This is a genomic window from Candidatus Eisenbacteria bacterium, from assembly GCA_020847735.1.
Taxonomy (GTDB): Bacteria; Eisenbacteria; RBG-16-71-46; order RBG-16-71-46; family RBG-16-71-46; genus CAIXRL01.
Window position 1 is genome coordinate 25,689 of sequence record JADLBL010000013.1, and the last position, 11,762, is coordinate 37,450.

9 protein-coding genes are annotated in these 11,762 nt (G+C 74.0%); 4 read left to right on the forward strand and 5 right to left on the reverse strand.

Translation table 11 applies throughout. From position 1 onward, the window contains the following. Positions 1-30 precede the first annotated feature (30 nt). Together IT347_05865 and IT347_05870 are read left to right on the forward strand one after the other, a co-directional pair. Entirely contained in the window at positions 31-528 is a 498-nt protein-coding gene (locus tag IT347_05865) for a DUF4442 domain-containing protein (protein ID MCC6349101.1), read from the forward strand. 94 nt (positions 529-622) lie between these two features. Beyond that, positions 623-1,615 (forward strand): nitronate monooxygenase, encoded by a 993-nt coding sequence (locus IT347_05870; GenBank protein MCC6349102.1) that lies wholly within the window; start codon positions 623-625, stop codon positions 1,613-1,615. A 121-nt stretch (positions 1,616-1,736) separates the two neighbouring features. On the opposite strand, the gene IT347_05875 is transcribed toward IT347_05870, so the two are convergent. From IT347_05875 to IT347_05890, 4 genes are all read right to left on the reverse strand, one after another. After that, the gene (locus IT347_05875) at positions 1,737-5,381 is read right to left on the reverse strand and encodes a DNA polymerase III subunit alpha (protein ID MCC6349103.1); all 3,645 of its coding nucleotides are present in this window, start codon (positions 5,379-5,381) and stop codon (positions 1,737-1,739) included. Between the two features lie 86 nt (positions 5,382-5,467). Then, entirely contained in the window at positions 5,468-5,839 is a 372-nt protein-coding gene (locus tag IT347_05880; GenBank protein MCC6349104.1) for a VOC family protein, read from the reverse strand. Positions 5,840-5,883: 44 nt separating this feature from the next. Further along, positions 5,884-7,113 carry a DNA polymerase IV gene (locus IT347_05885; protein MCC6349105.1) on the reverse strand — a complete coding sequence of 410 codons (1,230 nt, stop codon included), beginning with the start codon at positions 7,111-7,113 and terminating at the stop codon, positions 5,884-5,886. A gap of 224 nt (positions 7,114-7,337) precedes the next feature. Beyond that, on the reverse strand, positions 7,338-7,592 hold the full coding sequence (locus tag IT347_05890; protein ID MCC6349106.1) for a hypothetical protein: 255 nt from the start codon (positions 7,590-7,592) through the stop codon (positions 7,338-7,340). Positions 7,593-7,917: 325 nt separating this feature from the next. Between IT347_05890 and IT347_05895 the strand changes: the two genes are divergently transcribed. Beyond that, the gene (locus IT347_05895; protein ID MCC6349107.1) at positions 7,918-8,769 is read left to right on the forward strand and encodes an alpha/beta fold hydrolase; all 852 of its coding nucleotides are present in this window, start codon (positions 7,918-7,920) and stop codon (positions 8,767-8,769) included. A gap of 196 nt (positions 8,770-8,965) precedes the next feature. Continuing rightward, a complete protein-coding gene (locus tag IT347_05900) occupies positions 8,966-9,847 on the forward strand; it encodes an alpha/beta hydrolase (GenBank protein MCC6349108.1) in 882 nt (293 codons plus the stop codon). A gap of 23 nt (positions 9,848-9,870) precedes the next feature. Here IT347_05900 and IT347_05905 read toward each other — a convergent pair whose 3' ends face one another. Next, positions 9,871-11,388 (reverse strand): T9SS type A sorting domain-containing protein, encoded by a 1,518-nt coding sequence (locus tag IT347_05905; protein ID MCC6349109.1) that lies wholly within the window; start codon positions 11,386-11,388, stop codon positions 9,871-9,873. Between the last annotated feature and the right edge of the window lie 374 nt (positions 11,389-11,762).

An 11,762-nucleotide genomic window follows, 5' to 3' on the forward strand; every position in this document is an offset into this window, starting at 1 on the left:
CGTCCGCGCGGGCGCTGGGAGAGTGCCGCCATGCCGCCCGCCGAGTCTCCCGGGACCCGCGTGCTCGCCCTGTGGCGCACGCTTTCGCCGCTGCCGTTCGGCCGCGCGCTGTTCATGTTCGTCTTCGGCCGCCTCGTGCCGTACAGCGGCGCGCTCGGCGCGCGGGTGATCGTGCTCGAACCCGGTCGCGTGAAGCTCGAGTTGCGTGACCGCCGCGGCATTCGCAATCACCTGAACTCGGTCCACGCCGTCGCGCTCGCCAACCTGGGCGAACTGGCGAGCGGCCTCGCGATGACGACCGCGCTGCCGGCCGGTGTGCGCGGCATCGTGCTCGGCCTGAACGCGACCTACGCGAAGAAGGCCCGCGGCACGCTGCTCGCCGAAGCGAACGTGACCGTGCCCGCGGTGACGGGCGACCTCGAGCACGACGTGCGCGCCGAGATCCGCGACGCCGCGGGCGACGTGGTGGCGGTCATCATCGTTCGCTGGCGGCTCGGTCCGGCGCCGCCGCCCGCGCCTCCGCGATGACGGGCGCGCGTCCGCCGCGGAAGGCGGGACCGCACGCGGACGGCCCGTGCGCTCCGGGGCCGCGGGCGGCGGCACCGCCCGGGCCGGGTCCGCGATGAGCGCCGGGCTGCTCGACACGCCGCTGACGCGACACGCGGGCATCGAGGTGCCGCTCATCGGCGGGGCCATGTATCCGTGCGGCAACCCCGAGCTGGTCGCCGCGGTCTCGGAAGCCGGCGGCATCGGCATCGCCCAGCCCGTGTCTCTGACCTACGTGCACAAGCGCGAGTTCCGCGCCGCGCTGCGCTACATGCGGACCCTCACCGCGAAGCCGATCGGCATGAACGCGCTCATCGAGAAATCCTCGAAGGCCTACATGGAGCGCATGCGACGCTGGGTGGACGAGGCGCTGGAGGAGGGCGTGCGGTTCTTCGTCACCTCGCTCGGCAACCCGCGCTGGGTGTGCGAGGCGGCGCACGCGGCGGGCGGGGTCGTGTACCACGACGTGACCGAGGCGAAGTGGGCGGCCAAGGCGATCGACGGCGGCGTGGACGGTCTCATCGCCGTGAACCGCCGCGCGGGCGGCCACGCCGGACCGCGCGGCGCGCGGGAGTTGCTCGCCGAGCTCGCGCCGTTCGGCCTGCCCGTCGTGTGCGCGGGCGGCGTCGGCGACGCCGCCGGATTCGTCGAGGCGCTGCGCCTCGGCTACGCGGGCGTTCAGATGGGCACCCGCTTCATCGCCACGACGGAGTGCACGGCGAGCGCGTCGTACAAGCAGGCGATCCTCGACGCGGACGAGGACGACGTCGTGCTCTCCGAGCGCATCACCGGCGTGCCGGTGGCGGTGCTGAACACACCGGGCGTGAAGCGCGCGGGCCTCAAGGTGAACGCGTTCGAGCGCTGGATGCTGCGCGGCCGGCGGCGCAAGCACTGGATGCGGACGGTGTTCGCGCTCAAGTCGCTGTGGCTCATGAAGCGCGACGCCTACGATCCACGCGGGAACCGCGAGGTCTGGCAGGCCGGCAAGAGCGTCGGCGCGATCCGCTCGATCGTGCCCGCGGGCGACATCGTGCAGGCATGCGCCGAGGCGGCGCGGCACGCGGGCTGAGGGCGGTCCGCCCGCGCGATGGTTTCCAGTCCACGCGGCGCCTTCCGCCGGCACCGCGACCCACGCCGGGCGCACGCAACGGGCGGACGCGCCCCGTCGCGTGCGGTTCGCGCGTGCACCGCTACGGCGCGACGCGGTATCGCGACGGCGGGCCCTGCTCGCCGGCCCGGCGGGTGAGCGCGGACTCGGGCCGGTTGCGTGAGGGCGCGCCTTCGGATCGCGAGCCGCCGGCTCCGAACGAGGCCGCGCGCTCGACGACCACCGTGAGCGCGCCGAGCGTCTCGTCCACGCGGCCCTCGACGCGCACGACCTCGCCGGACATCGCGGCGCCGAGCCGCCGGTAGTCGCGGGGGAAGACGACGCACTCGGCGGCGCCGCCACGGTCGGCGAGCGTCGTGAACAGCACGTGACCGCCGGTCTTCGCCTCGACGCGCCGTGAGGCGCACGGCACGCCGCAAAGGGCGACCCAGCGGCCCACCCAGTGGTGGAGCGAAGCGCACGACACGGTGTCCTCGAGCGCCTCAGGCGGCGCGAACACCTCGAGCGGATGGGCGCTGAACCACAGGCCCGTCGAGGCGAACTCACCGCGCACGCGCTCGGCGCGCGGCAGCTCGGGCAGCTCCGGCAGCGCCTCGCCTCCCGGTTTCGGGGCCCCGGCCGCCGGCGCGAGCGGAACACCGTCGGGCGAGACCAGCGTGCCACGCACTCCCGCGCGCGCCCCGCCGCGCCGGCCCGCGGCCGCGGCGAGCGCCGTGCCGACGCGCGCTTCGAGCAGCATGGACGCGCGCGTACGCGGGCGGCCGCCCGGGCCCGGCAGCGCATCGCACGCGCCCGCGAGCACCAGCGCTGCCAGCTCGGGCGGCGTGGCGCGCGCGCGGTCCACGAGATCGGCCAGGCTCGCGAACGCGCGCGCCCCGCGCGCCGCGACGATCCGCGCGCCGGTCGCGTGCGAAAGCCCGGTGACGCGATGCAGCCCGACGCGCACGGCGCCGTGGCGGGCGAGCAGCGCCGCAGGTGGCGCGCCGCCGCTCGCCGCTGATGGCGCGGCGCGGGCCGCCACCACGACGCCGACCGCCACGACGCGCCGCCTCGCGGCGCCCTCCTCCGCCGCCAGGTCCGCGCCGGCCGAAGCGCCACGCGCCGCCGTCGGCCCGGTCGCGCGCGGCCACGCGCCGCCGTCGTCCTCGAGCCGGCTCTCCCAGGCCGAGCGCAGCACGCAGGGCGCGAGCACCCGCACCGGCGGGCGATGAAGCCCGCCGCGGCGCAGGTCCTCGACGTGCACCCATGTCGGGTACATGCCGGCGTGCGAGTGCAGCACGCCGACGAGCCAGGCGGCGGGCAGGCGCGTCTTGAGCCACGCGCTCTGCCAGGCGAGCCGGCCGTAGCCGGCCGCGTGCGCCTTGCAGAACGCGTAGCCGGCGAAGCGCGCGAGTTCGGCCCACACGCGCCGGCCGTCGGCTTCGGCGACGCCCGCGCGCGCGCAACGCGCGAGGAAACCGCGCTCGAGGAAGCGGAACTCCTCCTCGTCGCGCGCGGCGGCGATCGCGCGGCGTAGCGTCTCGCCCTCGGCGAACGGCAGGCCGACGAGCGCGTGCGCGACGCGCATGACGTCCTCTTCGTAGAGCAGCACGCCGTGCGTGCCGGCGAGCGTTTCGCGCAGCCGCTCGTGCGGGAACGCGACCGGCTCGAGCCCGCGGCGGCGGCGGCAGAACGCCGCCTTGGCGCCGGACTCGGCGGGCCCCGGCCGCACGAGCGCGACCGCCGCCACCGTGTCGTCGAGCGTGTCACCCGCCAGCATGCGCAGCAGGCCGCGCATCGCGGGCGACTCGAGCTGGAAGCAGTTGAGCGTGTCGCCCGCGGCGACCACCTCGCCGGTTCGCGTGTCGTCGTCGGGGATGTCGTCCGGGTCGGGCACGAAGTCGGGCACGACCTGACGCACGTCCGCGAAGGCGGCCGCGCCGCCGTGTGCGCCGCCCGTCGTGAGCTCGAGGCATTCGCCGATGGTGGTGATCGCGCGATTGCCGAGCAGGTCCATCTTGACGAGCCCGATCGCCTCGACCGCGCGCATTTCGAACTGCGAGATCACGACGCCCTTGGCCGCGCGCTCGAGCGGCAGGTAGTGCGTCAGCTCGCGGTCGGCGATGACGAGCCCGCCACAGTGGACGCCCAGGTGCCGCGGCGCGCCCGCGAGCTTCGCGGCGAGGCGCAGCGCCTCGGCGATGCGCGGCTCGCGGAACTCGTCCGCGTGGCCCGCGTGCAGCGTCCGTTCGAGCGCCGAGGAGTCGGGCAGGGCGCCGCGCGGGACGCGGCGCGCGAGCGCGTTGACGCGCGGCAGCGGCACGCCGAGGACCTTGGCCGCCTCGCGGAACGCCGCGCGCGGGCCGAGCGTCGCGTGCGTCGCGATCATCGCCACGCGGCTCGCGCCGTAGGCCTCGTAGACGTGCGCGATCACCTCGTCGCGACGGCGCCAGCACAGGTCCACGTCGAGGTCGGGGCAGTCGCGCCGTTGCGGGTGCAGGAAGCGCTCGAAGCGCAGGCCGTAGCGGATCGGGTCCACGTTGGTCACGCCGAGCAGGTAGGCGACGATGGACGCGGCGCCCGAGCCGCGGCCGACGGTCGGGATGCCGCGCGAGCGCGCGAAGCCGACGATGTCGGCGACGAGCAGGAAGTAATCGGTGAAGCCCATGCGTTCGATGAGCGCGAGCTCGGTCTCGCAACGGGCCCGCGCCGCGCGGCGCACGGCGGGGGACGCGGCGCGCGCGGACGCGCCCGCGACGGACGTGCGCTCCGGGTAGCGGCGTTCGAGGCCCTCGCGCGCCAGCTCGCGCAGGCGGCGGATCGCCCAGCGGCGGTCATCGTCATCGGCGTGCGCGCCCGCGGCCGGCGGTGCGTTCGCCGATGCGTCGTCGCCCGGCCGGCGCGGAGCGCGCGGGAAGATGGGCACGCCCATCTCGATCGCGCAGCGGCAGCGTTCGGCGAGCGCCTCGTTGTTGGCGAGCAGCACGCCGGCGGCGTCGGCGCAGCCGGCGCCGGCGCACACCGCGCGCACACGGCGCACCCACTCCGCGGGCGATGCGAGCCAGGCCTCGCGCGCGCCGAAGGAGCCGGGCGGCATGCGTTCGAGCAGCTCGTTCGCGGCGACGGTCACGGCGACGCGGTGCGCTTCGTGATCGGCGGGCGAGAGCAGGAGCACGTCGCCGGTCGCGACGGCGGGCACGCCGAGCTCGCGCGCGGCGAGGAGCCGCTCGCGCAGGCGCGGCCGCTCGAACGGCAGCCCGCGCACGCCGAGCCACAGCCCGCCGCGGCGGCCGTCCACGGGGCGCGCGGGCGTGCGGCCTTCGCGGGCGGGCGCGGTGGCGCCCGCGGCGGCCGGCACGCCGGCGGCGAGCAGCGCGGCGGCGAGCGCGGGCGACTCGGCGACGACGTGGAGTCCGGCGTGCAGTTCGCCGACGGCGACGGCGAGGTCGAAGGCGGGATCGAGGTGGCGGGCGGTGAGCAGCGCGCACAGGTTGGCCCAGCCGCGGCGGTCGAGCGGCAGCAGCAGCACGGCCGCGCGGCCGTGCGTCAGCTCGGCGCCGGGCAGCGCCCGCAGGCCGTTGGCTGCGGCGTGCTGGAGGAAGCGGACGGCGAGATAGAGGTTGTCGCGGTCGGTCAGCGCGAGCGCCCGGTAGCCGAGTTCGAGGGCGCGGTCCGCGAGCGCTTCGGGAGCGGCGACGCCGGCGAGGAGCGAGCCGTGGGAGCGGACGCGGAGCGGGGTGAAGGGCATGGGTGTCCTCACGTCTCGGGGTGTTCCGTCATGCGGGGGCGCCGGCCCCTCGCCCCGCGGGCCTACGCCTTCATGTGCAATCCCCTCTACTTCTTGAAGTGCGGGTTCTCGATGAGGCCGAGGGCGTTGCCGTCGGGGTCGGTGACGGTGGCGACCTTGATGCCTTCGCCGACGTCCTGGACGGGGGAGAGGTCCCGGGCGCCGAGCGAGAGCACGCGGGCGTGCGCGGCGGCGCAGTCGGCGACGCGCCAGTAGGCGACGACGCCGCGGTTGCCGGGCTGGTGCGCGGGCGGCTCGGCGGGCATCAGGCCCAGCTCGTAGCCGTCGATGTCGAAGCCGACGTAGAACGGCTGGTCGAAGTAGGGCTCGGCGCCGAACACCTGCGCGTACCAGGCTTTCGCCTTGGCGAGGTCGGCGGTGGGGTAGATCGCGGTGGCGATCGCGGTGAAGTGGGGCATCGCGTCCTCCTCATGGAATGGGACGGGCGGTGCGCGCCCGCGGGTTACCGGGTGAGCGACGGCGTCCGCAGGCGGAAGCCGTGGCGATCCTGCTCGACTTCGGTCTTCAGGTGCAGCGCGCGGCCCGAGACGACCGAGCCGTGGCCGAAGCTGCCGCGCACGCGGTCGAGCGCCTCGCAGAGCGCCGCGCGCCGGCCGGCCTCGCGCTCGTCGAACAGCGCGCCCTGCTCGGCGGTGTCGCGCGTGAAGCCCGACAGCGTGACGCCGACCGCGTGCAGCGAGACGCGGCGCGTGAACTGCCGCCGCAGCAGCTCGAGCGCGAGCGCGAGCACGACCGGGTCCACGGCGCTCGGCGAGCCGAGCGAGCGCGCCTGCTCGGCGCCCTCGCCGTCGCTGTAGCGCAGCCGCACCGCGACCGTGCGCGCGGCGAGGCCCAGCTCGCGCGCCGCGCGGCAGGCGCGGCCCGTGAGGTAGTCGAGCATGCCCTCGATCCCGGCCACGTCGGCAGTGTCGCGGTGGAACGAGGTCTCGCGCGAGATCGTGAGCGGGACCTCGCGTGTCGTGACCGGCGCGGTGTCGCGGCCGCGGCAGCGCTCGTACAGGAGCCGCCCGGGCGAGCCGAACAACGCTTCGAGCGCGCCGACGGGCAGCGCGCGCAGCTCGCCGATGGTGCGCAGGTTCATCGAGCGCAGCGTCCGCGCGTGCGCGTGGCCCACGCCCGCGAGTTGCTCGATGGGCCGCCCGACGAGGAACTCCTCGGCTTCGCACTCGAGCACGCGGGCGAGGCCGTCGGGCTTGACCGTCTTGCCGGCGAGCTTGGCGAGCATGCGGTTGGGCCCGAGCCCGCAGGTGACCGTGAGGCCCGTGTCCTCGAGGATCGCGCGCTTCAGGCGGGCCGCCGCCGCCACCAGGTCGCCGCCGTGCGTGCGCTCGGTGCCGGTCAGATCGAGGTAGGCCTCGTCGAGATAGGTCTCGACGTCGGGCGAGAGCGCGCGGCAGCGCTCGAAGATGCGCTCGGCGAAGCAGCGGTAGACCTGCGCGTGGCCTTCGAGGATCACGGCCTTCGGGCACAGGCGCTTCGCTTCGGTCAGCGTCATGCCGGCCTTGAGCCCGAACGCCCTCGCCTCGTACGAGCACGACGCGATCACGCCCGCGCCGACGATGACCGGTCTGCCCTTCAGCCGCGGATCGCGCTGCTGCTCGATGCTGGCGAAGAAGGCGTCAATGTCCACGTGCAGGACGGTGCGCGGCTGCAGCGACGCGCCGGGCGTCATGGAAGATGTCTCCGGGCGGGCCGGTCCGGCGGGCCCGGCCATCCCCGCGATGCCGGCGCCGGACGCGGCCGCGCCCGAGTGTGGTGTCGTTGCCGTCGCGTTCGCGCGTTCGATCGCGGCGCCTTGCCGCGGCGTCACGGGTGCCTTGTCGTTCGTGGCCGGAGGCAGGGACGCGTCATGCGTTCCCGCCGGCGCCGCGACCGAGCGCGCGATGCTGCGGTTCATCAGGCCTCCAGCGAGACCGAGTCGAGCCACCAGAGCAGGTCTCCGCCGTGGAGCTGCAACTGGTAGACGTCGCCGTTCTCGTCGGTGACGGAGAAATAGAAACGCGGGTGCTTCCCGACCCGGTCCACCCAGCGCGTGTTGACGCGCCGGATCCGGTACTCGCGGCCCCGGCGCCGGAAGGCCACCGGGGTGGCGGTGCCGCCCGAAAAATCGGCGCGCACCGCCACGGCTTCGTCGATCGCTTCGCTTCGCATGGCTTCGGAGGTCCCGTTTGCGATCAGCCGCGCCGCCGTGGCGGGGCGGGTCGCGCCGACGCCGGGCAATCTACTGCACATGTGTGCAGCAATGCAAGACTCTTTTTTTCGGGCCGGCGCGGACGTGCGACGAGGGTGCGACCGGACACCGCGCGAACACCGCGCCCGCACCGTGTCCGGGCGGCACCCGCGCCCGCGCCACGCCGCGCCGGCACCGCACGATGCGCGGACCGCACCGCGCCCGCGTTGGCGCCCTGCGCGGGCCGGGTGTAGAAACGCCGCGCAGACACCCCAGCAGTCCGCGCAACGACAGGAGGTCTTCGACGTGCGACTCGCCCGCCTCGCAGTCCCCGCGCTGGTCCTGGCCGCCACGATCACCGCGGCGTTCGCCGCCGGCCCGGCGCCCAGCCTGCAGGTCACCGAAATGGGCACGGGCGGCGCCACGATGGTGCTGGTCCACGGCCTCGGCGGCTCGCGCACCGACTGGCTGCCGCTCTTCAAGCGCCTCAAGGACCGCTACCGGCTGGTGATGGTCGAGCTGCCCGGGCACGGCACCAGCCCGCTGCCGGACCCGTTCTCGCTGGAAGCCGCCGCCGCGCAGCTCGACAGCGTGATCGCGCTGCAGAAACCCGAGAGCACGATCGTGGTCGGGCAGGGCCTGGGCGGCATGCTGGCGCTCAAGGCACTCGCCGCGCACCCGGGGCAGGCGCGCGGCCTCGTGCTGATGGACGCGGCGCTCAAGTCGCCGATTCCGGTGGACGACCAGCAGGTCCAGCAGCTCGTCCGCTTCATGAACGACAACTACACGACGTTCACGCAGATGGCGTTCTCGAAGATGGGTCGCGACTCGGCCGAGAGCGCGATCCTGTACGCCAAGCTGGCCGCGGTCGAGCCGGCGACGGTCAAGGCGTACATGCGCAACCTCCTGCGTGCCGACGCGAACCGCGAACTCAAGTCGGTCGGGCTTCCCATCGAGCTGATCTTCAGCGAGCGCACCTGGAAGCAGGGTGAGCCGTGGGGCGAGGTCGCGAAGCGCTTCGGTTACGAGGACACGACGATCGCGGTGCCGCGACGCGTCGGCGGTTCGGGCATGCAGATCGCCAGGGACCAGCCCGACACGCTCGCGGCGATTCTCTCGGCCTACGGCGCGGCACGGCTGGGGGCGGCGAAGAAGTAGCGCGCAGCCCCGCGACGCCACGGGCCACCGCGCGACGAGCGGCCCGGACCACGCCCCGACACCGCGCTGACGCAAGGCCCGCCCGGCCGCTCCGGGCGGGTCTTCACGTCGGGCGCAAGCGCGCCGCGGCGGCGGCCGATACCGGACGCGAGCCCCTCCTTCGCGAGGGATGCGCCGTTTCCGCCCGGGGCCCGCCATGACCCGTCGCCTGCTGCTCGTGCTCGTGCCACTCGTCGCGCTCGTCCTGGTGCTCGGGCGCGTGGCGTCGGTGCGGCGCGCGCCCGCGGCGCTCGGTTCGTTCGGTTCGGGGCCCGAGGTCGTGCTGGTGCACGGGCTCGGCAGCCGCGCCGAACACTGGCTGCCCATGGCGCGCGACCTCGCCCGCGACCATCGCGTGATCCTCACCGAGCTGCCCGGTCATGGCATCGCGAGCATGGCGCGGCCGCTCACGCTTTCGGGCGCCGCGCTCGCGCTCGACCGCGAGATCGCCGACGAATGCCACGGTCCGGTCGTGCTGGTCGGGCACTCCGTGGGTGGTCTCGTCGCCGCGGCCGAGGCGCTGCACGCGCCGGGACGCGTGCGCGCGCTGGTGCTGGTCGAGACGGCGCTGAAACCCCAGAGGTCGCCGGCCGAGCGGGCCGGGCTGCTCACCGCGCTCGAGAAGGACTATCGCGGCACGCTGCGCGAGGCGTACGTGCCCTTCGGCCGCGACTCCGCGCAGGGCGCGGCGCTGTTCGCCGAGGCCGCGCGGCTCGACTCGACGGTCATGAAGGACTGGATCCGGCTCGCCGTGACCGAGGACCTCTCGCGCCAGATCGAGCACCTGTCGGTGCCGCTGCTCGTCGTGCTCTCGTCGCGCTCGTGGCCGGACTCTGAGAGCTGGCGCGACTGCGCGGCGGAGCTCGGCTACGCCCGGGCGCGCGGCGCCGTTCCGGTGCGGATGGCTCACACCGGCCACTTCGTCATGCTCGACCGGCCGCAGGCGCTGGCCGACCTCGTGCGCCGCTTCGCGAGCGAGCGCCCGGCGAACCACCTCGCTCAGCGCACCGGCGTACCGTCGGGGGCGACGCCGGACTGAACGGCGTAGGCGCTGCGCGAGAGCTACCGGATGACCGCGACCCTCGCCGTGCGGGTCGTCCGCAGCGTGCCGTCGGAGACGCGCAGGAAGTACATGCCCGGCCGCCGCGCGCCGCTGCCGCCCAGGTCGAGCGTGAACGAATCCTCGCCGGTGCCGTTCGCCGCGAGGCGCTGGTGCAGCACCTGGCGCCCCTGCAGGTCGTAGAGCCGCACCCACAGCAGGCCGGCCGCGCCGCTCAGGCGGAACGCGAGCCGCGCGCCACTCGTGGGATTGGTGAGCGTGAGCCCGATCGGCGCGCGCGTGTCGGGCCGCCAGTGCGTGGCCACGTCGCTTTCCCAGCGGTAGCGGACGTCCACGCTCTCGCGCCGGATGCGGTAACGCCACGTCTGCCCGGGGAAGGCGATCGCATCGTCGAAGGTGAGCACCGAGTCCTCGCCCGCCCGCACGGTGCCGAGCGAGTCGAAGGCACCGTCGCCCGCGGCGCGCCACACGGACCAGCGGCTGCCCGGCGCGCGCGAGGTGAGCGCCCACGACAGGCGCACGCCGTCGCCGCGGAGGGCAACCGCCGGCGCGGCGCAGGTGGCGGAGCAGTAGGTGTGCGTCCAGCGGTTGATGCCGTAGCGCGCCAGACGCCAGGCGACCCACACGTCGCCGTTCAGGTCGGTCGTCATCGTGGGCGAGAACCAGCCGCTCTCCTGGCTGTCGGGCACCTCCTCGCCCGGATCCCAGCCGTGACCGTTCGGGAAGGCGATGGCGGTGACGTCGCGCCAGGTGTCGCCGTAGCCCGAGTTGGTCCACGCGAGGACCGGGTACTCGGTGGTGTCGTGTTCGGCGTCGAGGAAGATCGGGCGAAACGTCTCGCCCGCGTTCGGAATGCACTGCACGCTGTCGCCGCGGCTCCAGACGCCGTCCTTGTAGCTCGACATGTGCATCCAGTCGTAGTCGGCCCAGAAGAGCCACAGTCCACCGGAGGGGCGTAGCCGGAGGCGGGGGTGGACGGGACTCCACGGGCGCGGGTCGAGATTGCCCGTCACCACCCATCGAGCGCCGTCCAGGATCGCGTACTGAAGCCCCGACTCGCCTGCGTAGGCGATCATCGCGGTCGTGTCTCCGAGTGGGGCGATCGAGCAGGTGAACTCGTCGATGCCAACCGGTTCGACTTCGTGCCAGATGCGGGTGGTGTCGGAGTAATACACGCGCACAAACCAGGCCGAGGACGTACGTCGCTGTTCGCTGCGGATCGCCCAGCGACGCCGGTTGGAGGCGGCAGCGGCGTAGTCGGAGGACTGCGAGACCGTCGTGCCGATCGAATCCGGTGGAGCGATGGAATCAGGGTTCACGCTCTGCACCGCGAGCCGACAGAGGAAGTTTCGGTCCTCGGTCCCGATGTCGATCATCGTTCGAGGCCGTACGTCCTGCACGGCAAACTCCGGCAGCCCACCGGTAATGGTGTTCGAGCGAAACGTATTGCGCCATCCCGTGTCGGCCCAGACGAACGTGCTCCAGACGTACCCGGGGCCGCCGTCCCAGCCAACATTCATCACGAAATACGGAACTCCGAATACCGCGCGGTCAAGGCGCAGCCATCCCAACTCGTGCGATGAACCCGACACCTGCATCCTGGCATATGGCGCCCAGGTCCTCCCTATGGGCAAAGCGTCAGCCGACATCGGGACAAGTCCCCCGGTGAGCGCCATTACCAGTACGGCCAGCACCGCCTCGCAGGTGCGTCTGTATCGCATCCGATCCTCCGGCCGATGGCCCAGACTCCCGACAAGCGAAAACATACTTGGGGCTTCCGAGAATGGTGTGGCTGGAATCATGCGCCTGACCACGCGCAGGCGGGGTAGAGGTCGAGTCCGCCGCAGTGGAAGTAGATCGCGATGCGGAAGCGCGCGCGGCTGCGGAACCCGCA

Bases quoted from the DNA above. Each gene is read 5' to 3' on its own strand.
- IT347_05865 (MCC6349101.1), top strand. From the start codon at position 31: ATGCCGCCCGCCGAGTCTCCCGGGACCCGCGTGCTCGCCCTGTGGCGC.
- IT347_05870 (MCC6349102.1), top strand. From the start codon at position 623: ATGAGCGCCGGGCTGCTCGACACGCCGCTGACGCGACACGCGGGCATC.
- IT347_05875 (MCC6349103.1), bottom strand. From the start codon at position 5,381: ATGCCCTTCACCCCGCTCCGCGTCCGCTCCCACGGCTCGCTCCTCGCC.
- IT347_05880 (MCC6349104.1), bottom strand. From the start codon at position 5,839: ATGCCCCACTTCACCGCGATCGCCACCGCGATCTACCCCACCGCCGAC.
- IT347_05885 (MCC6349105.1), bottom strand. From the start codon at position 7,113: ATGACGCCCGGCGCGTCGCTGCAGCCGCGCACCGTCCTGCACGTGGAC.
- IT347_05890 (MCC6349106.1), bottom strand. From the start codon at position 7,592: ATGCGAAGCGAAGCGATCGACGAAGCCGTGGCGGTGCGCGCCGATTTT.
- IT347_05900 (MCC6349108.1), top strand. From the start codon at position 8,966: ATGACCCGTCGCCTGCTGCTCGTGCTCGTGCCACTCGTCGCGCTCGTC.
- IT347_05905 (MCC6349109.1), bottom strand. From the start codon at position 11,388: ATGAATGTTGGCTGGGACGGCGGCCCCGGGTACGTCTGGAGCACGTTC.